We start from the raw sequence: 23281 nt of genomic DNA, 5'->3' as shown, positions 1-23281 counted from the left end.
CCTGGCCACGTCCGTGACGTCGAGGCCAGGAGACAGCAGATGAGCAGCGGTGCGGGCGGCCGCGGCAGGCCGTCGATCCTGGGGTCGATGGACGTCCCCGACAGCATCCGGTCGCGCGTCCTGGTGACGTTGCGGGAGGCGATGGTGGCCGGCGAGCTCGAGCCCGGGGCCATCTACTCGGCCCCGGCCCTCGCCCAGCGGCTGGGCGTCTCGGCGACCCCGGTGCGCGAGGCGATGATGGAGCTCACCCGCGAGGGGCTGGTCGAGACGCTGCGGCACCGGGGCTACCGCGTGGTGGAGCTCGGCGACGTCGCGCTCGAGGAGATCCTCCAGATCCGCGAGCTCATCGAGGCGCCGACGGTGGCGCGCGTCGCGACGCTGGCGACGGCCGCCCAGGTGCGGGCGCTGCGCCCCCTCGCGGACCGCATCGACGCGACGGCGGCGGCCGGCGAGCTGCAGGAGTTCGTCGCGGCCGACACGGCCTTCCACACCGAGGTGCTCGCCCTCGCGGGGAACGAGCGCCTGGTCGAGGAGGTCCGCCGGCTGCGCGGCATGTCGCGGCTGCTCGGGCTCCAGGGCCTGCACGAGGAGGGTCGTCTCGTGGCCACGATCCGGGAGCACCACGAGCTGCTCGACCTCCTGGAGGCCGGCGACGCGGCCGGCGCGGAGGCGTGGATGCGCCGGCACCTGAGGCACGTGCGCGACGTCTGGTCGGGGCAGGGCTCGGGCGCGTCGTCGAGGGCCTCGGCGGGTCCGGCGGGCGACGCCGCCGACGCCGGCTGACCGGGATCCGCCCTGCTCACGACGCGGGAAGCCCTTGCGTCCGCGGTCGGTGCAATTGTACGTTGCACGCCATTCGAGGCCCCCGACGTGGCGGGCCGGACGGGAGCAGGCGCGTGACTTCGCAGCAGTCCACGGTCGGGAAACCGGCCACCAACCTCCGGGTGCTGGTCGGCAGCCTCTCCGGCAGCGCGATCGAGTGGTTCGACTTCTTCCTCTACGCCACCGCGGCGGCCCTCATCTTCGACAAGCAGTTCTTCCCGACGGACGACCCGGCCGTCTCGCTGATGCTGTCGTACCTGTCGCTGTCGCTGACGTTCTTCATCCGCCCGTTCGGCGGCATCGTCTTCTCCCACATCGGCGACAAGATCGGCCGCAAGAAGACGCTGGTCATCACGCTCTCCCTCATGGGTGGCGCGACGATCGCGATCGGCCTGCTGCCCACGTACGCGCAGGTCGGCGTCCTCGCGCCGGCGCTGCTCATCCTCTGCCGCGTCATCCAGGGCCTCGCGATCGGCGGCGAGTGGGGCGGCGCCCTGCTGCTCGCCTACGAGTACGCGCCGGAGAACCGCCGCGGCTTCTTCGGCTCCGTGCCGCAGACCGGCGTGACCATCGGCATGCTCCTGTCGACCATCGCCTTCGCGCTGGTCACCTCGCTGCCCTCCGCGGCGTTCGAGTCCTGGGGCTGGCGCCTGCCGTTCATCGCCTCGGTGGTGCTCGTGTTCGTCGGCCTGTGGATCCGCAAGGGCCTCGCCGAGACCCCCGCCTTCCGGGAGGCCAAGGCGAGCGGCGACGTGGCCAAGCTCCCGATCAAGGACACGCTGCGCGACCACTGGCGCTCCGTGCTCGTCGCCGTCGGCGCCAAGGTCGTGGAGACCGGCCCGTTCTACATCTTCGCCACGTTCGTCGTGAGCTACGCGACCGGCACCCTCGGCATGCAGCAGTCGGTGGTCCTCAACGCCGTGAGCGCCGCCGCGTTCGTCAGCACGCTGGCGATCCTCGCGATGGGAAGGCTCTCCGACCGGCTGGGCCGACCCGCCGTCTTCCTCGGCGGCACCGTGCTCATCGCGCTCTTCGCGGCGCCCTTCTTCCTGCTGCTCGACCTCCAGGTCGACTGGGCCGTCTACGCGGCCGTCGTCATCGGGCTGGGCATCGTGTGGCCCCCGGTCACCGCCACGCTGGGCACGCTGATGTCCGAGACCTTCACCACCCGCGTGCGCTACACCGGCGTCACGCTCGGCTACCAGATCGGCGCCGCGCTGGCGGGCGGCACCGCGCCGCTGCTCGCGACCTGGCTGCTCTCGCGGTTCGACGGCGCCTGGTGGCCGATCGCCGTGTACATGGTGGGACTCGCGGTCGTCGCGCTCGTCGCCGTGTCCCTGTCCGGCCGGGTCGTGCGCCTCGAGCGCGCCCGGATCGAGGCGCGCGAGGCGCGCGAGGAGGTGGCCGCGTGACCGGGCTGCCGTTCGTCACGGCCGACGAGGTCCGCCGCCGGGTCGGGCCCGACGACGCCCGCCGGCTCGTCGAGCGTGCGCTGCGCGACGGCTTCGACCCCGCCGACGACCCGGCCCGGTCGTCGGTGGCCGCCGGCGCGGGGCACCTGCTGCTCATGCCGTCGGTGCTGGGCGAGTGGGCCGGGGTCAAGATCGCGTCCGTGGCGCCGGGCAACCCCGCGCGCGGCCTGCCGCGCATCCAGGCGACCTACCTGCTGCTCGACGCCGCCACGCTCACGCCCCGGTTGCAGCTCGACGGGTCGGCCCTCACCGAGCTGCGCACGCCCGCGACCTCGGCCGTCGCGGCGGACCACCTCGCGGCGCCGGACGCGCGGCGCCTGGTCGTCGTCGGCACCGGGCCGCAGGCCGTCGAGCACGCGGTCGCGATGGCGGCGGTGCGCGACCTCGACGACGTCGCGCTCGTCGGCCGCGACCGCGGACGCCTGACGGCCGCCGTCGACGGCCTCGTCGCGCGCGGGATCCCCGCCCGCGCGGGGAGCACCGCCGACGTCGCCGACACCGACCTCGTGGTGTGCGCGACGTCGGCGGGCGAGCCGCTCTTCGACGGCGCCCTGGTGCGCGACGGCGCGTGCGTCGTGGCCATCGGCTCGCACGAGCCCGACCGTCGCGAGCTCGACGCCGGGCTCATGGGTCGGGCGCTCGTCGTCGTCGAGGACCGCGCGACAGCGATGCGCGAGTGCGGCGACGTCGTGCTCGCGGTCGAGGAGGGCGCGCTAGAACCGGACGCCCTCGTGCCGCTCGCCGACGTCGTGCGCGGGCGATCCCGCGCCACGGACCGGCCGAACGTCTTCAAGGGGTCCGGCATGTCGTGGCAGGACCTCGCCGTCGCGGTGGGCGTCGCGGAGGCGGCCGGGCGCTGACCGGGCGGGCTCAGCCGAGGCCGAAGAACGTCGCGGCCTCGGCGAGCACCTCGCCCGCGCGCTCGGTGCCGACGAACCCGTGCTCGGCGCCGGGCAGCTCGACCAGCCGGCAGGGCACGCCGTCGCGGCGGCAGGCGTCCGCCAGCGCCCGCGCCTCGGGCAGCAACGAGTCCCGCTCGCCCACCGCGACGAGGGTCGGGGGCAGCCCGCGCGCGGACCGGTGCAGCCGCGGCGCGTCCGCGGGGTCGACGCCGGTCCACGCGCGCATGGCGTACGTCGACAGCTGCCGGCCCGGTCCGCCCGGCAGAGCGTCGTCGTAGGACTCGAGCGACAGGTCGAGGTTGGGGTTGGTGAGCAGCAGGCCCGCCGGCCGGTGGGCCGGGCGCGACGCGGCGAGGACGGCGACGGCGCCGCCCGCGGAGTCGCCGGCGAGGTAGACGCGGTCGACGCCCGCGCCGGCGAGCAGGTCGAGCGCGGCCACGGCGTCCGCGACGGCGTCGTCGAGCGTCGCCTCCGGCGCGAGCCGGTAGTCGACGGCGAGCACGACGACGCCGAGGGCGTCGGCGGTCCGCCGGCACCAGCCGTCCTGCAGCTCGAGGTCGCCGAAGAGGCCGTACCCGCCGTGCAGGAAGACCGCCGCGGCGCCGGGCTGGTGGCGGTCGGGGGTGTAGCGACGCATCGCGACACCGTCGTGCGCCAGGTCGTTCACCGTGCCGGCGAACGGCTGCCGCGGGCGGGCGACGGCGCGCTCGTACGCGCCGCGCCGCAGCGCCCCGACGTCGGGCACGCCCTCCGTCCCCGGAGCCACCGGACGCACCTCCCCCCGGCCGTCAGGCGCGGATCGTCCGGGCCACGAGGCGCACCGTGATCCCCAGGAGCAGCAGCCCGAGGGCCAGCAGCGGGAGGGCGCCCCCGCCGAACCCGGTCTCAGGCAGCTGGCCGCCCGGGGTCTCCGGCGTCGTCGGACGGGCCGTGTTCGTCAGCGTGACGGCGTTGAGCCGCTCGTCGTTCGCGTGGATCACCACCCAGCCGTCGTCGTCGGCCTCGAGCTCCTGGCCGTCGATCGCCCAGCGCGGCGTCGCCCAGGTGGCGTCGTCGACGGCGGGCGGGTCGGCCTCGCGGATCTCGACCGTGGTGCCCAGCGGGACGTCGTCCGCCTCGAACGGGTCACCGAGCACGAGGTCGCCCTGCTGGACCGGGCCGTCGTCCACGCGGTACTCGACCGGGAAGCGGGTGCCGTCGGGCAGGTCCGTGCCCTCGACCAGCTTCTCGATCCGCAGCGTCGTCGTGGGCACGGCCGAGTTCGTCACGGTGAACGTCGTCGTGCCGGTGCCCTCGTCGATCGTGAGGCTGCTGCCCGGGGACCAGGTCGGGACGGCCCAGGTCCACCCGTCGGGCAGCGCGTCGTCCGACGGCTCCTCCTCCGTGACGCGCACGGTGGTCCCCACGGGGAACGCGCGGTCCGGGCCGACGGCGGTCCCGTCGGTCGGCACGCGCAGCACGCCGTCGTCGGTGCTGCCGTCGGGCAGGGTGGCCGTCCACGGCACGTCGAAGCCGTCCGCGCTCACGTCGCCCGGCTCGGCGCCCTCGAGGGCCTTCGCGACCTCGAACGTGCCGTGCTCCACCGTGGCGGAGTTGGTGACGGAGACCGCCGCCGTCTCGTCGGCGCCGACCGTGATCTCCGCCGGTGAGATCGTCGGGGTGCCCCAGTCCCAGCCGGGCACGTCGGGCAGCACCGGTTCGTCGAACGTGACCGTCGTGCCGGCCGGGAAGTCGACCGGGTCGCCGGTGGCGTCGGTCGGCGCGACGGGCTCGCCGTCGGGCGCGAGCGTGGTGGACCCGCTGGTCGTGGTGCCGTCGACGTAGGTCGCGGTCCAGGCCACCGTGAACTCCAGGCCCTCCGGCACGTCCTCGGCGACCGGCCCGTCGAGGGTCTTGGCCACGGTGAACGACCCTGTGGGGACGCTCCCCACGTTGGTCACCTCGAGGGCGACCGTCGGGCCGCCGGAGAGCTCCAGCGGGTAGAAGCCGTCCTCGTCGGGGTCGGTGAGCGGCTCGCCGTCCACCGAGAGCACCGGGTCCTCCCACACGATGCCGTCGTCGAAGGACGGGTCGTGCTCGCGCACCCACACGGTGGTCCCGGCAGGGATGGGCTCGTCGTCCAGCAGGGTGGTGATCGTCACCGGGTCGCCGACGGCGATCTCGCGGACGCGCCCCTCCCGCGGGCCGCCGGGCGGGTCGAACGTGTACTCGACCGAGAACTGGAGGTTCGGGTCGACCGGGCCGTCGACGTCGAGCACCTTGACCACGCTGAACCGCGCGGTGGCGGGGACGACGGTCTCGTCGACGAGGATGTTGGTGACCATGTCCTCGACCACCTGGTCCTCGCGGTCGATCGTGAACGTCGTGCCAGGGCTCCACGACTCGTCGCCCCAGGTGGCGCCGTCGGGCGGGACGCCGCGGTCGGTCTCCGCCACGGTGACCTCGGTGCCGACCGGGAAGGTGACCTCGTTCCCGGCGTCGTCGACCGGCCCCGTCGGATCGAACGACCCGTCCTCGTTCGCGACGAGCTCGATGGTGCCGCTGCTCTCGTTGCCGTCCGGGTCGACGGCGGTCCACCCCACGGTGACGGTGGTGCCCTCGTCGACGTCGATCGGGTCGTCCAGGGTGGCGACCACGGTCTTGACGACCTGGAACGTGCCGCGGGTGCGTTCCGCCGTGTTGGTCACCGTCGCGTCCACGACGGCGTCGCCCTCGTCGGTGATGGTCAGCGACGACGGCGACACGGACGCGCCCGTCCAGTCCCAGCCGGGCACGTCGCCCGGGGGCCGTTCCTCGAACGTCACGACCGTGCCGACGGGGAAGGTGCTCAGCGTGCCGTCCACGTCCTGCGGGCGCACCGCGCCGCCGTCCGCGGGCAGGTCGAGCGTGCCGGAGCCGAGCACCTCGCCGTCCGGCGACGTGGCGGTCCAGTCGACCTGGAACGTCGTGCCGTCGGGCAGGTCGTCGGCGCCGATCCCGTCGAGCTCCTTGGACAGCTCGAACGTGCCGTGCGGCTCGCCGCACGGCACCGTGCCCGCGAACATGAAGGAGTGCACCTCGCCGCCCAGCAGGGTGACGTCCTGCCCCACGACCTGGCCGTCCAGGGGCGCCGCGTCCACCGTGACGTTGGCGTTGGGCGCGAAGATCGACCCGTCGATGCGCTCCCCGGTGTGCGCGACGGTCACGTCACCCGTGACGGCCGACAGGTCCCACAGGATGTACGGCGAGTACTGGCCCTGCGGGTCGACCCGCAGCCCCTGCACGTCCGTCGTCCCGGCGGGCACGCGGATGATCAGCGGGTTCTGCTGACCCGGCACCGCGCTGCCCGCAGAGAACTGGAGGAGGTCGGCGCCCGCGACGTCCTCGTACGCCACGACGTTGGGCCGGTCGGAGGCGAGGAGCGAGAGGACCTTCCGTGACCCGTCGTCCTCGGCGACGGTCACGTGGTTCACGTCGTGGCCGCCCGGGTCCGTGATCGTCGCGAGGCACGCGGTGGTGTCGTCGAGGCTGGCGTCCTGCCCGGCCTGCACGTACCCGGCGACGACGTCCTGCGTGTCGCCGGTCTGCTCGGTGAAGATCGAGGTGTTGCTGCCCGTCGGAGGCTCCGCGTCGGCGGGGAACGTCTGCGCGGTCGCGTCGATGAGGGGTGGGTTGGAGCCCTGCTCGGACTCCCGCACCCAGCCCTCGCCCCGGGCCGACGTGGCGTACGGACCGAGGTCACGGTCCACCGTCTTGAGGGTGCCGACGTTCTCCGGGGTGGTCGCACCGCGGCTCGTGATGTTGACCTGGCCGACGTTGCGCGACTCGTCCGGGTCGAACCGGCCGATGAGGAGGCGCGTCGGGTCGCCGTCGACGGTGGGGATCGTGTAGTCCGCGGTGCCCGCGGCCACGTGGATCACCGCCCACTGCGCGGCCGTCGTGTCGGTGAGGTTCCGCCCGGCGGCCAGCGAGCCCTCGAGCTCCTGGTTGCCGACGATCGCGTCGCGCTGCGCGTACACGGTGTACCCGCCGGAGGAGGAGAACGGGTTGACGTCGCCCTCGGCGGCGGCGGCCGCCGGCGGCGCCGTCGCGGTCTGCGCACCGACGCCCACCAGACCGCCCAGCGCGAGCGCGGCGGCCAGCAGGCCGCTCGTCGTCCTGCGACCGGCCGTCGTCCTCGTCCTTCGCATGTGTCGCCCCCCGAGACATCACAGACATCGCGTACCCTCGCGACACTCTAGGGACACGACAACCCGGGCGCTGGGTGGTCGCGCTCCCATCGTGGTCCCGTGGTTGAACGGCCCGCGAACGCTCGGCGAACATCTCCGCGGAGCGCCTCGCACGACGTCCAGGCTGGCCATACTTCCGCTTGTGCACGACGAGATCGCCCGCCTGGCCCGCCACGTCGCTCCTCGCCGGGCGACGCGCGTCGCGTCGGTCGCGGAGCTGGCCCAGCCGGTGCTGGTGGTGGGCTCCACGCTGCCCGTCGGGCAGCTCGAGGTGATCTTCCGGCGTCCGGAGGTGGGCTCGGTCGCCGTGCAGGACGACACGGCGCCCACCCGCACGGGCATCGTCACGCGGTCGGGCCTGACGGCCGCGCTCACGGGACGCCTCGGGTACGGGCGCGCGGTCCTGGAGCGACGGCCCACCGGGGCGGTCGCGGACTGGTCGCCGCTCGTCGTCGAGCCCGGGACGGCGCTCGCGGACGTCGCGTCGCTCGCGATGGCCCGGACCGCGGACCGCCGCTACGACGACGTCCTGGTGAGGGGACCCTCGGCCTGGGGCGCGGCGAGCACGGCCGACGTGATGCGCGCCGTCGTCGCCGAGCTGGCCGAGCGCTCGACCCACGACCCGCTGACGCGGCTGCCGGGGCGGGCCGCCACCTGGTACGCGCTGCGGCGCCGCTGCGCCCTGGTGCGCGGCGGCGCGACCCGCGTGGTGCTGGTGCTGCTCGACGTGCGGGACATGGCGAGGCTCAACGCCGACCACGGACAGGACGCCGGAGACGTGGTGCTCGCGGAGCTCGCGGCCCGGATCGGGGCGGCGCTGCCCGCCGGGTGCGAGGCGGGTCGCGTGGAGGGCGACGGGTTCGCCGTCCTGGCGACGTTGCCGGCGATGGACGACATCCAGGCGGCGGCGTCCGCGGACGCCCTGCGTCAGCACCTGCTCGCGCACGTCGCCGAGGCCTCGAGCGCGCTCGACGCCCCGGTGTGGCCGGGGCTGCACGCCGCTGCCGCGTGGTCGGTGGCCGGCGCCGCCGACGCGGACGAGCTCGTCGCCCAGGCCGAGCGGCGGCTGCGGCGGGAGCGTCGCGCGGCGGTGCTTGCCTGACGTCGGGGCGTCCGCGGTCCTGGGCAGCCCGGTCCTGGGCAGCAGAAAGCCCGCGGGCTGGAGGTCGAACCTCCTGCCGTGCTGGACGAGGTCACGGCACCCGCGGGCTCCGGTGGTCGCGAGGAACTCGCTACCCGCCCGACGTTCTAGCGCGCGCGACTAGCGCGCGACCACCTCATGGGTCCGAAGAGTCTTCACAGCTCGGATCACCTCCCTTCTCATGTGCCGACGACGCTACGCCCGCCGCCGCGGGGAGGCCAAGGGTTTTCCTCAGGGTGAACGCGAGGCCCGGGGAGGCGGCCTACGCGCGCCGCAGGTGCGCCCACTCGCCGGGGTAGTCGTCCAGCCACTGCGCGAGCGAGCGCGCGGGTCGGCCGACGAGGCGGCCGACGTCGTCGGAGACGTGCGCCAGCTCGCCCGCGGCGATGGCCGTGTACGACGAGACCCACCCGTCGAGCTCGAACGGCTCCGCCCCGTACCCGGCGCGGGAGGCGTACGCCTCCTCCTCCGTCTCGGGGTGGTAGGTGAGGTCGCGGCCGGCGGCGCGGCCGAGCGTGGCCGCGACCTCGTCGAGGGTGAGCGCCTGCGGCCCGGTGACCTCGTAGACGGCGTCGTCGTGCCGGGCGGGCCGCTCGTCGAGGATGACGGCGGTCGCGACGTCCGCGACGTCGTCGTGCGACACGGCCGCGACGCGCCCGTCCGACGCCGGGCCGCGGATCACGCCGTCGTGCCCGACGAACGTGCTCAGCGCGTGGAAGTAGAGGTTGTCGCGCAGCACCGTCCAGCGCAGCCCGGTGCGCGCGGCGACGTCGGCGAGGTGCTGCTCCGTGTGCCAGTGGTCGCGGGCGAACGTGAACACGGCGTCGGGCGCCGCGCCCGCGAACGACGTGTACACCAGCCGCTCGACGCCGGCGGCCGCCGCCGTGTCGATCATCGCGGTGTGCTGCGCGACACGGTCGGGCGCCTCGCGCGCGCTCACCAGGAACACGGTGCGGACGCCGTCGAACGCGGCCCGCATCGCGTCGGCGTCGTGGAAACCGTCGGCGACGGCGACCTCCGACACCGGCAGCGCACGGCCGTCGCTGAGCCGCGGCGCGCGCGCCGGGTCCCGCACGACCAGCCGTTGTCGCGCGCCCTCCGCCGCGAGCCGGAACGCCAGTCGTGACCCGAGCCGCCCGCTGGCGCCGGTCACGGCGATCAGCCCGTCCGCCGCCCATCTCGCCATGCCTCACGGTAGGCACGGATCGGTAGCGGGGCTCGGCGAGAGGCGAGAATGGGCCCGTGACCGCCACCCCGTACCGCGTGATGACCGTCTGCACCGGCAACATCTGCCGCTCCCCCATGGCCGAGATCGTGCTGCGCGACCGCCTCGAGGCCGCCGGTCTCGGCGACCGCGTGGTCGTGGACTCGTCGGGCGTGAGCGACGAGGAGCACGGCAACCCGGTGGACGGGCGCGCCCGCCGCACGCTGGCCGCGCACGGCTACCCGACGGGCGACGGCCACCGCGCCCGCCAGGTGACCTCCACGGACCTCGCCGACCACGACCTGGTCCTGCCCATGACGGCGCAGCACGCCCGACGCCTGCGCCGTCTCGCCGACGGCGCCGCGGGCTCCGCCGGGCTCGCCGAGATCCGCCTGTACCGGTCGTTCGACCCCGACGCCCCCGTCGTCGAGCCGGGTGGCGACGAGCACCTGCTCGACGTCGACGACCCCTGGTACGGCGACGAGTCCGGCTTCGAGACCACCCTGGCGGAGGTCGAGGCCGCCGCCGACGGCGTCGTCGCGCACGTGCGCGCCCGGCTCGGCGAGTCGCCGACGCGACGTGCTCCCTCGGCAGATCGGTGACCACCTCCGCGGGGGGTGGCGGCCGGGCCGGGTCCCGAGGTGACAGGATCGGCGGATGACGACTCCGCCGGCCCCGCTCATCGTCCGCCGCGCCCGGGAGGGCGAGTGGCGCGAGACCCGCGACCTGCGCCTGGCGGCGCTCCAGGACCCGGCGGCGCCCGTGGCGTTCCTCGAGACGCACGACGTGGCGGCCGCCCGCCCGGACGCGTTCTGGCAGGAGCGGGCGCGCGGCAACGCCACGAGCGACGCGGCGGCGGCGTTCGTCGCCGTCGACGCCGACGGTCGCTGGGTCGGCACGACGATCGGCCTGGTCGAGGAGCCGGGGTCGACCGACGTCCTGGGCGGCCCGGTCACGCAGCGGCAGGTGCACCTGGTGGGCGTGTTCGTGCGGCCCGAGCACCGTGGCGGCGGCCTGCTGGCGCGGCTGTTCGACGGCGTCCAGGACTGGGCGCGCGGACTCGGCATCGAGCGGGCCCGGCTGTGCGTGCACGTCGACAACCCGCGCGCGCAGGCCGCCTACGCGAAGCTCGGGTTCACGCCGTCGGGCGAGCGCTTCGTCCTCGAGCAGGGCGAGGAGATCGAGCTGGTGCGGGCGCTCTGACCTCGCGCCGCGACGGGCGGCCGTCGCCGAAGGTGCGACGCCACCAGGCGGCCACGCCCCGCGGTTCCGGCGCGGCCGCCGGCGGCGCGGAGGGCACGTAGGCGCGGACCCAGCGGGACATCTCGCGCCAGACGACGTCGCGTACGGCGGGGGCGGAGAGCGTGACGTCGTGCAGGGCGCCGTCGATCCGGGCCAGCGTGACGAGGCTGCCCAGCGCGGGGACGCGGCGGGCGACGCCGCCCACCTCGAGCACGGAGTCGGTGGTCATCATCTCGGGGCTCCACCGCACGGGCGCCGTCGAGCGGGCGGACAGCAGCACCAGCACCGGGATGTCGATGCCGAGCCCGCGGGACACCCGCTCCTGCCCCTGGAAGATCGCCGACAGCCATGCCGGCGTGGCACGCCAGCCCGTGTCGGGGCGCCAGGTCGGGTCGATGTCCCACGCGCCGTCGAACCGCCGCGAGACGCTGCGGGCGTAGAACCCGAGGTCCACGTTCACCAGGTGGCTGCGCGGTGCGAGCGCGGCCTGGGCGCGCAGGCCCGGCTCCAGCACCCACCTCCCCACGCTGCGGGTCTGGAACTCGAGCCACGGGCTGTTGAGCACCAGCGCGTCCGCCCGGCCCGGCCGGTGCGACACCCACAGGCTGAGCACCAGCCCGCCCGTCGAGTGGCCCATGAGCACCAGGCGGCGCCCCGACGACGCCTCCGGGCCGTGGCCGAGGACCGCCAGCGCCGCCTCGACGTCCTCGTCGTACGTCGCCAGCGCGGTGACGAAGCCCGGGGTCTGGTGCTCGCGCAGGCTGCGGCCGTACTTGCGCAGGTCGAGCGCGTAGAACCGGGCGCCCTGCCGCTCCCAGAACGCCGCGAGGTGGGTCTGGAAGAAGTAGTCCACCCAGCCGTGCACGTACAGGACGTCGATGCCCGCGTCCCGCCCGGTGCCGTCGGCGGGCGGGTCGGACGTCGCGACCTCGGGCTCGACGGCCCTCCGCACCAGCGTCGCGACGACGTCGCCCTCGAAGTCCGGCTCCAGCGGCAGGGTCAGGCGCTCGAAGCCGGGCAGCACGTCGGGCTCCCACGTGCTGCTCGTGCCGGACTGCTCCACGACCCGAAGGTAAGGAACCCGGCGAGGACGCGCGACCCGGCCGTGCCGGACGACCGGCTACACGACGAGCCAGAGCAGCCAGGTGAACAGCAGCCCGAGCACGGCGATGATCGTCTCCATCACCGTCCAGGTCTTCAACGTCTGCCCGACGGTCATGCCGAAGTACTCCTTGACCAGCCAGAACCCGGCGTCGTTGACGTGCGACAGGATGAGCGACCCGGCGCCGATGGCGAGCACGAGGAGCGCGAGGTGCGTCGGCGTCAGGCCGGTGGCGAGCGGCGCGACGATGCCCGACGCCGTGACGATGGCGACCGTGGCGGACCCGGTGGCGATGCGCACCAGCACGGCGATGAGCCAGCCGAGCAGCAGGATCGACAGGCTCATCGCGACGGCCGCCTTACCGATCGCGATGCCCGTGCCGCCCTCGACCAGCACGGCCTTGAAGCCGCCGCCGGCGCCGACGATCATCGTGGCGCTCGCGATGGGCTTGAGGCTCTCCGTCATCTTCGAGCCGAGGGTGCCGAGCGAGAACCCGACGCTGGTGCCGAACGTGATCATCGCGAGCAGGACCGCGATGAGCAGCGCCACCAGCGGCTCGCCGATGAACGACACGAACGGGAAGAACCACGAGTCGGGGCTGGCCCACACCTCGACGCCGGCGCGCACCAGCATGAGGATCACCGGGCTGAGGATGGTCACCAGCGTGAGCACGAACGTGGGGTTCCGGGTCTTCACCGTGCCCGGCTCGCCGGAGCCGCCCGAGCCCCCGTCCGTGTCGCCGGCGACGATGCCCCCGCCGCCGCCCTGCGCGCCGATCGGCACCAGCTTCGCGGCGAACCGGCCCCACACCGGGCCGGCGATGATCACGGTGGGCACCGCGATGACCAGGCCGAGCGCCATGGTGATGCCGACGTCCGCGCCCAGGTTGCCGATGGCCGCCAGCGGCCCGGGGTGCGGGGGGACGAAGCCGTGCAGCACCGACAGGCCGGCCAGCGCCGGCATGGCCAGCAGCATCGCGGGCAGGCCGGAGCGGCGCACGGCCAGCATGATCACCGGGATCAGCAGCACCAGCCCGACCTCGAAGAACATCGGGATGCCGATGAGGAACGCGATGAGCGCCATCCGCCAGGGCAGGCTCCCCGTGCTGCCGCGGAAGATCTTGTCGACGATCTCGTCGGCTCCCCCGGAGTCCGCGAGCAGCTTGCCGAGCATGGCGCCCAGCACCACCAGCACGCCGACGGTGCCCAGCACGTCCCCGACGCCGGTCTCGAACACCCCGGCGACGTCGCCGAGCGGGATGCCGGACCCGATCGCCACGAACAACGACCCGATGGTCAGGGCGAGGAAGCCGTGCATCTTGAGCATCGTGATGAGCAGCACCACGACGGCGATGCCGATGGCGGTGACCACCAGCACCTGCGTGTCGTGCTCCGACCACGGCTGGTTGATCAGCTCGAGGGTGTTGTCGTCGTCCCCCGCGGCGTGCAGCAGCATGCGCATCCCGGGTTCCTCCTGTCTCAGCGGGTGCCGCTCCCCGTGCGTCGCAGCGCGTGCCCGGGGAGGGCGTCGGTGCGTGCGCCGTCGTCGATGACGGCGACGCCGTCGACCAGGACCAGGTCGATGCCCGCGGCCTGCTGGCGCGGGTCCTCGAACGTGGCGGTGTCCTGGACGGTGTCGGGGTCGAGCAGCACGAGGTCCGCGGCGTAGCCGGGGCGGACCAGGCCGCGGTCGACGAGCTTCAGGCGGGCGGCGGGCCGCCCGGTGAGGTGGTGCACGCAGTCCTCGAGGGTGAGGACGCCGAGCTCGCGCACGTACCGCGCGAGGTAGCGCGGGAACGTGCCCCAGGCGCGCGGGTGCGGGCGTCCGCCCACGAGGATCGCGTCCGAGCCGCCGCAGTGCGTGCGGTGCTGCATGATCGCGCGCACGTTCTCCTCGTGCCCCACGTGCTGCAGGATCGTCGTGCCGAGCCGGTCGGCCACGAGCTGCTCCACGAACACGTCGCCGGGCGCGCGGCCCTCGTCGCGGGCGATCGCCTCGACCGTGCGGCCCACGCGGCCGGCCAGCGCCGGGTTCTGCACGCCGCTGATCTCGATGGTGTCCCACTCGGCCACGCAGCCGTGGCAGCCGTCGGTGCCGACGTGCTCCAGCTCGTCGACGATGCGCTCGCGGTCGGCGGGGTCGGCCAGCCGTGCGAGCAGCGCGTCCGTGCCGCCCGAGAACGACCAGCTCGGCAGGATCGCGCTGAGCGTCGTCGAGCCGGGCAGGTACGGGTAGGTGTCGAGCGTGATGTCGACGCCGTCGTCCAGCGCGGTGTCGATCAGGGCGAGCAGCTCGCCCGCGCGGCCCTTGTTGGGCTTGAAGTTCATCGTCGCGTGCGTGAGGTGCAGCGCGCAGCCCGTGGCGCGGGCGAGGTCGATCATCTCGGCGTACGCCTCGAGCGCGCCCTTGCCGTACGACCGGTGGTGCGGGCTGTAGTAGCCGTCGTGGGCCGCGACGACGCGCAGCAGCGCGGCGAGCTCGTCGTCGTCGGCGTACATGCCGGGCGTGTAGGTGAGCCCGCTGCTCATGCCGAGCGCGCCCTCCCGCATCCCCTGGGCGAGCAGCTCGCCCATCCGGGCGACCTCCGCGGGCGTGGCCGGGCGCTCGTCCGGCCCGACGACGAGGTGGCGCAGCGTGCCCTGCGGCACGAGGTAGGCGGCGTGGCACGCGATCCCGCGGTCGAGGCGGTCCAGGTAGCCCGCCACGGACTCCCAGTCCCAGGCGAAGCCGGGCGGGTCGTCGTTCCAACCGGCGATCTGCGCGCGGATCGCCGTGCGGGTGCGCTCGTCGACCGGGGCGAACGACAGGCCGTCCTGGCCCAGCACCTCCAGCGTGACGCCCTGGCTCACCTTCGCCGTGTGGTCCGGGTTCGCGAGGATCTGCACGTCGGAGTGCGCGTGCATGTCGATGAACCCGGGGGTCAGCGCGCGGCCCTCGGCGTCCACGGTCCGCCCGGCTCCGGCGGCGCGCGCGTCGGAGCGGCCCTCGTCGACGGCGGTGATGCGCCCGTCGGTGACGGCGACGTCGGCGACGACGCCCGGCGCGCCGGTCCCGTCGAGCACCAGCGCGTCGCGGACCAGCAGGTCGGCGGTCATGCCCGCCCCCTCAGAACCAGGTCCGCACGAGGTCGACGACGACCGGGTCGGCTGCGTCGGCGTCGTCGACCACCGGCACGAGCGACCACTTGTCCATCGCCGTGCACGGGTGCGACAGGCCCAGCCGCAGCTCGTCGCCGATGCGCAGGTCGACCTGGGCGTCCGCGGCGTCCCAGCGCAGGAAGCCGTGCTGGTCGTTGAGGGCGGTGACCTGGACGCCGGGGACGGCGGCGGGCTCCTCGCCCGCCGCGCGCGGGCGCCGGAGCTGCACCTCGGGCAGGCCCTCGTCGAACGGCAGGTCGCGCTTGCCGGCGTCGAACAGCGCGAGCCCCGGCTCGGGCTGCGAGCTCACGCGCACCCATCCGTGCATCGCGCTGCGGAACCCGGGGCCGCCGCTGCGCGGCTCCTCGCCCAGCGGGGAGATGTGCCGGTAGAAGCCGTCGTCGTGCACCACGTACGCGCCGCTGCGCAGCACCACGCGCGTCCCCGTCGCGACCAGCGGCGACATGACCTCGTCGACGACGTCGAAGTAGGCGCTGCCGCCCGCCGTCACGACCGGGACGTCCACCTCGTAGCGCCCGTCGGCCGCGAGGTGCTCGTGCACCTCGACCATGTCGCGCAGGTAGCCGCGCACCACGTCCCGGCTGCGGGCGTCCGAGTCGTGCGCCAGCGCACCCTCGTACCCGCCGACGCCCGCCAGGCGCAGGTGCGGCGACGCGACGACCCGCTCCGCCGCCGCCAGCGCCGTGCCCAGGTCGCGGGCACCCGTGCGGCCCCCGGCGCCGCCGCGCTCGACGAGCACGTCGATCGGCGGGCGCGAGCCGGACGCGGCGACGTGCGCGGCCAGGGCGTCGTGCATGAGGTCGACCGTGACCGGCGAGTCCGCCCAGACCAGCACCCGGAGGTCCCGGTCGGCGGCCAGCTCGTCGGCGATCCAGCGCAGCGCGAGCGGCGAGACCACGCTGTTCGCGACCATCACGCGGCTCACGCCGAACTCGAGGGCCACGCCCAGCTGGAACGGGTTCGCGACCGTGATCGCCCACGCCCCGGCGTCGACCTGCTCGGCCCACAGCTGCGGCGCCATCGTCGTCTTGCCGTGCGGGGCGAGGTCGAGGCCGCGCTCGGCGCACCAGTCGGCCATCACGCGCAGGTTGGTGTCGAGCGCCGAGCGGGACAGCGTGAGCAGCGGGGTGGGGAGCTGCGACAGGCGGGGGCGGCGCCCGCGGACCTCCGCGACGGTCAGCCCCCACAGCTCGGGCGGGATCGCCTTGTGCCGCCAGCCGACGCGCTCGCCCTCCCGGGCGGCGACCTTCTCGCGGTCGATCCGACAGGTGTCCTCGGCTCCGGTACCGTCCATCGTCAGGCCCTCCTCGTTCCCCGTCGACGGTGCGACGATGCCGCACCGGCCGCCGAAATGCACGCCGGGTCCAGAGCGGCCGCACCACCCCCCGAAAGGACCAGCACATGGCTGAGCAGACCTCGAAGACCGCGATCTCCACCGACCAGGCCCCCGCCCCGGCGCACACGTTCCACCAGGGCGTACGCGTCGGCAACCTGCTGCAGGTCTCCGGTCAGGGCCCCGTGGACCCGGCGACCAACGAGTACCTCTACCCCGGCGACGTCGCCGCGCAGACCACGCGCACGCTCCAGAACGTCGAGGCGATCGTCCAGGCCGGCGGCGGCACGATGGCGGACGTCGTCATGCTGCGCGTCTACCTCACGACGCGCGACGACTTCGCCGCCATGAACGACGCGTACGGCGCGTTCCTCACGGAGCGGCTCGGCCCGGACGCCGTGCTGCCGTCGCGCACCACCGTCATGGTCGGGCTGCCGCGCGAGGAGATGCTCGTCGAGATCGACGCGCTCGCCTACGTGGAGTGAGTCGTCGCCGGGCGGGCGAGGTCCGGCGTGGGCAGGAAGGTCACCGGCACCTCGGGCACGACGTCGCGCAGCCAGTCGGCGAAGTGCCTCATGCCCGCCTGCTCGGCCGGCACGTGCCCGGCCACGACCAGCCCCTTCGGCGCGCCCCGGCCGGTCGTGCCGAGGTGCGCGGCGTCCAGGGCGTAGGACTGGGTCTCCCACTCGTGCGCCTCCCCCACGACGACGGCGTCCACGTCGGCGCGGCGCAGCAGCGCGCGGTTGCGCGCGAAGCCGCGGAACCCGAGGTCCAGGCCGACGCGGCGCACCGGCTGGGCGGGGTCGCCCACGAAGCGGGCCGTGCGGGACCCGAGCGCCGTCGCGACGTGCGCGGCCAGCGCGCCCAGCGTCGTCGGGCCGACGTCGCACACCGACGCGCCGTCCGCGGCGGGGTCGAGCGGCCAGCCCAGCGCGCGGGCCGCGCCCTCGTCGACGCCGTCCGGCCGGCGGTCGTGCCAGGCGTCGTGCGCGCGCCACACGACGAGGCCGTGGTCGGCGACGAACGCGCGCTTGGCGGCGAGCACGGGGTCGCCCTCGGCCTCCAGGTCGGGCACCGCGGCGCCCGTGTGGTCGTAGTCGGGCGGCTCGTGCGTGACGACGACGTTCGCCCCGGCCGCGACCGCGAGCTCCAGCACCTCGAGCGTGGCCAGCGTGGTCACCGCGACGCCGCGCACCACCGCGCCGGGGTCGCCGGCCACGAGGCCGTCGACCGTCGTGGGCCGCGGCGTCACCGCCAGCGCCGCCGCGGCGCGGGACACCAGGCACGCGGCGGTGAGGGTGGGGTCGTGCGGGCGCGTCGTCACGGCGTCACGGTAACCGCAGTCCCCGACGCCCTCACCCCCGGCGGAGCAGCTCCGGCAGCGCGGTGACGTCGTCCAGCACGTGCTCGGGGCGTGGCAGGGAGTCGTCGGCGGCCTGACGGGCGAACTTGCCCGTGCGCACCAGCACCGTGCGGACGCCGGCGGCCCGGCCCATCGCGACGTCCGACGAGCGGTCGTCGCCCACCACCCACGTGCGGTCGGGCTCCGGCGCCGGGCTGACGGTGCTCAGCGCGAGCCGCAGGAACTCCGTGCTCGGCTTGCCCAGCGTGCGGGCCGTCACCTCGGCGCCGTGCTCGATCGCGGCGACCACGGACCCCGTGTCGAGCGCCGGCCGGCCGTCGCGCAGGAACCAGCGGCCGTGCTGCAGCGCCAGCAGCTCCGCCCCGCCGAGCACGCCGCGGAACGCCGCGTCGAGGGCGGGGTAGTCGAGCACGTCGTGCACGTCGCCCACGAGCACGTGCGTGGGGTCGTCCTCCGGCCCGACGACGTCGAGGCGCGCGGCGAGCTGGTCGCGGACGGCGGCGGTGGCGAGCACGTGCACCCGCGCGCCGGTCCCCTCGAGGTCCGCGACCGCGGCGTCCACCGGGGTGAACAGCTCGTCCGCGTCCAGGCCGAGCCCCATCCCCCGCAGCCGCGCGACGATCGACGCCGAGTCCTGCGAGTCCGTGTTGGTGACGAAGCGGACGGCGTGGCCGGCGTCGCGCAGCGCGGCGACCGCGGCGTCGGCGCCGGGGACCAGGCCGTCGCCCTCGTGGACCGTGCCCTGGAGGTCGAGCAGGACCGCGTGCCGGGTCACGGCCGCGCTCCCCCGGTCGCGACCGGCCCGGGTGCCCGCAGCGCCCCGGCGAGCAGCAGGTCGCGGACCCGCGTCGCGAGGCCGGCCGGCGACGCGGCGTCGTCGCGCAGGACGGCGTGCTCCGCCGCCGGGTCGGCCTCCGCGCCGTCGACCTCCGCCGCGAACGCCGCGTGCATGGCCCGGGTGGCGGCGGGGTCGTCGAAGCCGTGACCCGTGCGCGCGGCCACGCGGGCGAGGCACACGTCGACCGGCGGCAGCAGGACGGCGCGGTGCACGGCGGCGCCCGCGTCCGCGGCGCGGACCGCGAGGTCCCGGGCGGCCTCCTGGTGCAGCACGCCGTCGTAGACCACCCAGGCGTCGGAGCGGGCGAACTCCACGGTCGCGGCGAGCGCGGCCCGGCCGGCGGGCGCGGTCTGGGCCGCCGCCTCCGGGAGCCAGGGGTCGACGGCGCCGCGCCGCCACCGGCCGAAGAACCAGTCCGCCTCGACGAGCACGGAGGGGTCGAGCAGGTCGGCCAGGGCCGACCCGACGGCGGACTTCCCCGATCCCGGCGGTCCCGTCACCACGACGACGTCGCCCACGGCGGCCTCAGAAGATCCCGCGGGCGCGACGGCGCTCGCGCCACCGCTGCACCTCGCGCTCGACGTCGCGCGTCGGCGTCACGACCGGCGGGCCGCCGAGCAGCTGCCGGCGGGCGTCGACCACCCGCGCGTTGAACTCCTCGACGACCTCGCGGACCCGCTTCTCCTCGGGCTCCCGGTCGAGCGTCTCGTCCAGCTCGGCGTCGTCGCGCCGCAGCTGCGCGGCCGGCAGGACGCCGGTGATCTGCTCCCGCTCGACGAGGTTCTTGAGCCACCAGTCGGGGTCGTGGGTGCCGCGCAGCCCGGGGATGGGCTTGCCGGCCAGCGGCAGGTCGTCGAACTCGCCGCGCCGGATCGCCTGGTCGACGACGGTGTCCACCCACAGGGCGCGGTCGTCCATGCGGCGGCGGGGCTGCGCGGCGACGCGGTCCGTGTCGCCGGCCTCGGCGTCCGGGTCCGCGGCCTCCGCGGCGACCTCGCGGTCCACCTGGTACTGCGCGGCCCGGCGCGCGGGGTCGCCCTGGTCGGCACGGCGGCGTCGGAACATCGGCATCCCTCCGGTTCGTCTGCTCCCAGACTAGGCGCGAACCCGGCGGCGGCGGTCGCGGGCGACCCGGCATGATGGCCGTATGAAGGTCTCGCGCCGTAGCCACGTGCCGCCGTTCGCCGTGATGCAGGTGCTGGCCACGGCCAACGAGCGCCGCGCCGCCGGCCACGACGTGCTCAACCTGTGCGCGGGCGAGCCGTCCACGGGCGCGTCGGACGTCGTCCGGGAGAAGGCGGCGGAGCTGCTGCGCACCGCCGACCTCGGCTACACGGAGTCGATGGGCGTGCCCGCGCTGCGGCGCGAGATCGCCGGGCACTACCGCCGCTGGTACGACGTCGACGTCGACCCGGCGCGCATCGCCGTGACGACCGGGTCGAGCGGCGGGTTCCTGCTCGCGTTCCTCGCCGCGTTCGACGTCGGGGACCGGGTCGCGCTGGCCCGCCCGGGCTACCCGGCGTACAAGAACATCCTCGCCGCGCTGGGCTGCGAGGTGGTGGAGCTCGACTGCGGCCCCGACACCCGGTACCAGCCCACGGTGTCCCAGCTCATGGAGGCGTACTACGAGGGCGGCCTGGACGGTCTGGTCGTGGCCTCCCCCGCGAACCCGACCGGCACGATGCTGCCGCCCGCCGAGCTGGCCGCCCTCGCCCGCTGGTGCGACGAGCACGACGTGCGCCTGATCAGCGACGAGATCTACCACGGCATCGCGTACTCCAGCGATGTACAGCAGGCCACCGCGGCGATGTACACGGGCTCCGGCGCGGTCGTCGTGAACTCGTTCTCCAAGTACTGGGCCATGACCGGCTGGCGGCTGGGCTGGCTCGTGCTGCCCGACGAGCTGGTCGGTCCCGTCGACGCGCTCGCGGGCAACGTGGCCCTGTCGCCCCCGGCGCTGGCGCAGCACGCGGGCGTCGCGGCGTTCTCCCCCGCCGGGTACGCCGCAGCGGCCGAGAACGTGGCCCGGTACGCGGCCTCGCGCGAGGCCCTGCTCGACCGCGTGGACGAGCTCGGGTGGCGCCCCGTCGCCCCCGCCGACGGTGCGTTCTACCTGTACGGGAACGTCACCGGCTTCCGCGACGCCGTCGGCGGCGACTCCGTGACGTACTGCCGCCGGCTGCTCGCCGAGGCCGACGTCGCGATCACCCCGGGCGCGGACTTCGACGTCGTGGGCGGGGGCGACTGGGTACGCCTCTCCTTCGCCGCCGCGCCCGACGTCGTCTCCCGGGCCGTCGACCGCATCGTCGCCTGGCACCGCACCCTCTGATGCCGAGGTAGTTCGCCCCTCGCCGAGGTAGTCGGAATCTCCGCGAGGTAGCTCGGACCGGCCGTGGGTGCGAGACGCGGCGTCGTGCGGGAGGCTCTCACTACCTCGCGATGACTCGAACTACCTCGCGATGACTCGAACTACCTCGGCGAGCGCTGAACTACCTCGGCGAGCGCTGAACTACCTCGGCGAGCGCTGAACTACCTCGACGAGCACTGAACTACCTCGGCAGGCCCCGGACTACCTCGCGGACGGAGGGCGGATGATCCGGCTGGTGACGGCGAACGTCCAGCACGCGCTGGTGGACGGACGGCAGGTGGACCTCGACCGGCTCGCCGCGGCGCTGGAGGCGCTGGACGCCGACGTCGTCGCGCTGCAGGAGGTGGACCACGGCCAGGCGCGGTCCGACGGCGAGGCGCAGGCGTACCGCCTCGCCGCGGCGCTCGGGATGCCGGAGCACCGCTTCGTCCCCGCGGTCCGCGGGTCGCTCGACCCGGCGTGGCGCCGACGACGAGCGCCCCGGACGACCGAGGGCGACGACGGCCGCCTGCCCGCCCCGGCCGGCTACGGCATCGCGCTGCTCAGCCGGCACCCGGTGCGTGCCTGGCACGCCATGCGGCTGCCCGGCCTCAACGTGCCGGGGGTGCCGCCGCTCGGCGTGGACGAGCCGCGCGTCGCCGTCGCGGCCGCGGTGGCGACCCCCGACGGCCCGCTGACCGTCGTCGCCACGCACCTGTCGAAGAGCGAGCCGTGGAAGGGCGCGCAGCTGCGGCGGCTGCGGCGCCGGCTGCGGCACGCGCCGCGCCCGCTGGTGCTGCTGGGCGATCTCAACACCCGGGGTGACCTGCCCGCCCGGCGCACGGGCTGGCGCGAGCTCGTGCACGTGCCGACCTATCCGCGCACGAGGCCCTGGCTCAGGATCGACCACGCGCTCGCCGACGGTCCGGTCACCGCGGCCGCCGCCGCGCGGGCCGTGGACCTCGGCGTCAGCGACCACCGCGCCGTCGTGGTCGACGTCGCGCTCGGTGAGGACGCGGGATGACGGACGGGCCCACGGGCGGCGTGCCCGACCGCGCCCACGGCCGCCCGGAGACGCCGGAGCAGCGCTCGGACCGCAACTGGAACGAGCTGCTGCAGGAGCTGCGCGTCATGCAGACGGGCGTGCAGATCCTCACCGGCTTCCTGCTGATCCTGCCGTTCCAGAGCCGCTTCGCGGACCTGGACGACTTCCAGCGCGCGGTGTACCTCACCCTCGTGCTCGTGTGCGTGGCGACGACGGGGCTCCTGGTGGCCCCGGTCGCTCTGCACCGGGCGCTGTTCCGCAAGCACCTCAAGCGCTCGGTGGTGACCGGGGGCGACCTGATGGCGCGCGCCGGGCTCGTGCTCCTCGCGGTCGCGCTGGCGGGCACGGCGGAGCTCGTGTTCGACGTCGTCCTGGGCCGCACGGCGGGGATCGTCGTGGGCGCCGGGTCGGCCGTCGTGCTGCTCGGCCTGTGGGCGGTGGTGCCCGCGTTCGTGCGCCACCGACGGGAGTGACGCGACGGCGTCACCAGCGCCGGACCGTCCCGGTCGTCGCCGTCAGGCGGCGAGGTCGACGCGCTCCTGGCGCGGCAGCTCCGCGACGTCGGACACGGACGCGGCGTCGGCCGAGGTCTCGGTGACGAGGGCGCCGGCGGTCGGGTCGGCGGACCCGTCGACGACGGCGACGGCGTGCGGCTCGCCCGTCGCCTGGACGGCGGCGAGCTGCGCGGCGGCGGCGCGCTCGGCGCGGCGGGCGCGGGCCATCGTGCGCATCGCGGCGGCGCCGATGATGACCGCGGCGACGTTGGACAGGGCGGACGGCCAGATGCCGTTCGTGATCGCGATGACGAGCATCACGGCCGCGCCGGCGAAGTTGGACAGCTGGAACGGGAGCGAGTCGGCGGTCCAGCGGCCCTTGCTCACCATGCCGTAGGCGAGGACGACGGCGACGGCGCCGACCCACCCGAGGGCAGTAATCACGGTCAGCAGGGAGATCGTCATGACGGGCACCTCCGGGGGGTCGGCGTGGCACAGGTGTGCCACGGGAAGGAAGATCTGAGGGATGTGGGACGCCGCCCCGAGAACCGGGAACCGGAGTGGTCCGGCTGGCGTCGAAACGATTCTGCAACACGATCTGCGTTCAGCA

Annotated in this window: 22 protein-coding genes; 10 read left to right on the top strand and 12 right to left on the bottom strand. The window is 75.0% G+C overall.

What is annotated here, in order from left to right:
* Positions 1–39 precede the first annotated feature (39 nt).
* The 3 genes from ACFQ80_RS10285 (at position 40) to ACFQ80_RS10275 (ending at position 3154) form a co-directional block, all read left to right on the top strand.
* Complete coding sequence (locus tag ACFQ80_RS10285) at positions 40–783, top strand: GntR family transcriptional regulator (RefSeq protein WP_430549448.1); 744 nt, start codon at positions 40–42, stop codon at positions 781–783.
* Positions 784–896: 113 nt separating this feature from the next.
* On the top strand, positions 897–2234 hold the full coding sequence (locus tag ACFQ80_RS10280) for an MFS transporter (protein WP_430563584.1): 1338 nt from the start codon (positions 897–899) through the stop codon (positions 2232–2234).
* Positions 2231–3154: an ornithine cyclodeaminase family protein gene (locus ACFQ80_RS10275; protein WP_430563583.1), complete on the top strand. Its 924-nt coding sequence runs from the start codon at positions 2231–2233 to the stop codon at positions 3152–3154. The genes ACFQ80_RS10280 and ACFQ80_RS10275 overlap by 4 nt, the downstream gene beginning before the upstream one ends.
* 10 nt (positions 3155–3164) lie before the next feature.
* Here ACFQ80_RS10275 and ACFQ80_RS10270 read toward each other — a convergent pair whose 3' ends face one another.
* Both ACFQ80_RS10270 and ACFQ80_RS10265 read right to left on the bottom strand, forming a co-directional pair.
* The gene (locus ACFQ80_RS10270) at positions 3165–3962 is read right to left on the bottom strand and encodes an alpha/beta hydrolase (RefSeq protein ID WP_430563582.1); all 798 of its coding nucleotides are present in this window, start codon (positions 3960–3962) and stop codon (positions 3165–3167) included.
* A gap of 22 nt (positions 3963–3984) precedes the next feature.
* Positions 3985–7365, bottom strand: coding sequence for a DUF5979 domain-containing protein (locus ACFQ80_RS10265; RefSeq protein WP_430563581.1), 3381 nt, complete (start codon positions 7363–7365; stop codon positions 3985–3987).
* Positions 7366–7546: 181 nt separating this feature from the next.
* On the opposite strand from ACFQ80_RS10265, the gene ACFQ80_RS10260 reads away from it, so the two are divergent.
* Positions 7547–8506, top strand: coding sequence for a diguanylate cyclase domain-containing protein (locus ACFQ80_RS10260; protein ID WP_430549453.1), 960 nt, complete (start codon positions 7547–7549; stop codon positions 8504–8506).
* A gap of 301 nt (positions 8507–8807) precedes the next feature.
* Here the strand turns inward: ACFQ80_RS10260 and ACFQ80_RS10255 are convergent, their stop codons facing one another.
* Entirely contained in the window at positions 8808–9731 is a 924-nt protein-coding gene (locus ACFQ80_RS10255) for an SDR family oxidoreductase (protein ID WP_430549454.1), read from the bottom strand.
* Positions 9732–9811: 80 nt separating this feature from the next.
* On the opposite strand from ACFQ80_RS10255, the gene ACFQ80_RS10250 reads away from it, so the two are divergent.
* Positions 9812–10351 (top strand): low molecular weight protein-tyrosine-phosphatase, encoded by a 540-nt coding sequence (locus ACFQ80_RS10250; protein WP_430563592.1) that lies wholly within the window; start codon positions 9812–9814, stop codon positions 10349–10351.
* Positions 10352–10406: 55 nt separating this feature from the next.
* Complete coding sequence (locus ACFQ80_RS10245) at positions 10407–10952, top strand: GNAT family N-acetyltransferase (RefSeq protein WP_430563580.1); 546 nt, start codon at positions 10407–10409, stop codon at positions 10950–10952.
* Here the strand turns inward: ACFQ80_RS10245 and ACFQ80_RS10240 are convergent.
* Genes ACFQ80_RS10240 through ACFQ80_RS10225 form a run of 4 tightly spaced genes read right to left on the bottom strand, consistent with a single transcriptional unit; the run spans position 10885 to position 16545 of the window.
* Positions 10885–12054 carry an alpha/beta hydrolase gene (locus ACFQ80_RS10240; RefSeq protein WP_430563579.1) on the bottom strand — a complete coding sequence of 390 codons (1170 nt, stop codon included), beginning with the start codon at positions 12052–12054 and terminating at the stop codon, positions 10885–10887. The two genes, ACFQ80_RS10245 and ACFQ80_RS10240, sit on opposite strands and share 68 nt — an antisense overlap.
* A 57-nt stretch (positions 12055–12111) precedes the next feature.
* Positions 12112–13554 (bottom strand): gluconate:H+ symporter, encoded by a 1443-nt coding sequence (locus ACFQ80_RS10235; protein WP_430549457.1) that lies wholly within the window; start codon positions 13552–13554, stop codon positions 12112–12114.
* A gap of 17 nt (positions 13555–13571) precedes the next feature.
* On the bottom strand, positions 13572–15188 hold the full coding sequence (locus ACFQ80_RS10230) for an amidohydrolase family protein (protein ID WP_430563578.1): 1617 nt from the start codon (positions 15186–15188) through the stop codon (positions 13572–13574).
* A 10-nt stretch (positions 15189–15198) separates the two neighbouring features.
* Positions 15199–16545 carry an amino acid deaminase gene (locus ACFQ80_RS10225; protein WP_430563577.1) on the bottom strand — a complete coding sequence of 449 codons (1347 nt, stop codon included), beginning with the start codon at positions 16543–16545 and terminating at the stop codon, positions 15199–15201.
* A gap of 107 nt (positions 16546–16652) precedes the next feature.
* Here ACFQ80_RS10225 and ACFQ80_RS10220 point away from each other — a divergent pair, with 107 nt between their 5' ends.
* Positions 16653–17069 carry a RidA family protein gene (locus tag ACFQ80_RS10220; RefSeq protein WP_430563576.1) on the top strand — a complete coding sequence of 139 codons (417 nt, stop codon included), beginning with the start codon at positions 16653–16655 and terminating at the stop codon, positions 17067–17069.
* On the opposite strand, the gene ACFQ80_RS10215 is transcribed toward ACFQ80_RS10220, so the two are convergent.
* Genes ACFQ80_RS10215 through ACFQ80_RS10200 form a run of 4 tightly spaced genes read right to left on the bottom strand, consistent with a single transcriptional unit; the run spans position 17057 to position 19850 of the window.
* A complete protein-coding gene (locus ACFQ80_RS10215) occupies positions 17057–17908 on the bottom strand; it encodes a Nif3-like dinuclear metal center hexameric protein (RefSeq protein ID WP_430563575.1) in 852 nt (283 codons plus the stop codon). The genes ACFQ80_RS10220 and ACFQ80_RS10215 overlap by 13 nt on opposite strands.
* Positions 17909–17939: 31 nt before the next feature.
* Entirely contained in the window at positions 17940–18722 is a 783-nt protein-coding gene (locus ACFQ80_RS10210; protein WP_430563574.1) for an HAD-IIA family hydrolase, read from the bottom strand.
* Complete coding sequence (locus tag ACFQ80_RS10205) at positions 18719–19303, bottom strand: AAA family ATPase (protein WP_430563573.1); 585 nt, start codon at positions 19301–19303, stop codon at positions 18719–18721. Before ACFQ80_RS10205 ends, ACFQ80_RS10210 begins: the two co-directional genes overlap by 4 nt.
* A 7-nt stretch (positions 19304–19310) precedes the next feature.
* Positions 19311–19850 (bottom strand): DUF1992 domain-containing protein, encoded by a 540-nt coding sequence (locus ACFQ80_RS10200; protein WP_430563572.1) that lies wholly within the window; start codon positions 19848–19850, stop codon positions 19311–19313.
* An 82-nt stretch (positions 19851–19932) separates the two neighbouring features.
* Between ACFQ80_RS10200 and ACFQ80_RS10195 the strand changes: the two genes are divergently transcribed.
* The 3 genes from ACFQ80_RS10195 (at position 19933) to ACFQ80_RS10185 (ending at position 22650) form a co-directional block, all read left to right on the top strand.
* Positions 19933–21114 carry an aminotransferase class I/II-fold pyridoxal phosphate-dependent enzyme gene (locus tag ACFQ80_RS10195; RefSeq protein ID WP_430563571.1) on the top strand — a complete coding sequence of 394 codons (1182 nt, stop codon included), beginning with the start codon at positions 19933–19935 and terminating at the stop codon, positions 21112–21114.
* Positions 21115–21388: 274 nt separating this feature from the next.
* Complete coding sequence (locus ACFQ80_RS10190; RefSeq protein WP_430563570.1) at positions 21389–22156, top strand: endonuclease/exonuclease/phosphatase family protein; 768 nt, start codon at positions 21389–21391, stop codon at positions 22154–22156.
* On the top strand, positions 22153–22650 hold the full coding sequence (locus tag ACFQ80_RS10185; protein WP_430563569.1) for a DUF6328 family protein: 498 nt from the start codon (positions 22153–22155) through the stop codon (positions 22648–22650). The genes ACFQ80_RS10190 and ACFQ80_RS10185 overlap by 4 nt, the downstream gene beginning before the upstream one ends.
* A 42-nt stretch (positions 22651–22692) precedes the next feature.
* Here ACFQ80_RS10185 and ACFQ80_RS10180 read toward each other — a convergent pair whose 3' ends face one another.
* Positions 22693–23136 (bottom strand): hypothetical protein, encoded by a 444-nt coding sequence (locus ACFQ80_RS10180; protein ID WP_430563568.1) that lies wholly within the window; start codon positions 23134–23136, stop codon positions 22693–22695.
* Between the last annotated feature and the right edge of the window lie 145 nt (positions 23137–23281).

This window comes from Isoptericola sp. NPDC056578, from assembly GCF_042793275.1.
Taxonomy (GTDB): domain Bacteria; phylum Actinomycetota; class Actinomycetes; order Actinomycetales; family Cellulomonadaceae; genus Isoptericola.
This window is presented reverse-complemented; position numbering and strand designations above follow the sequence as displayed.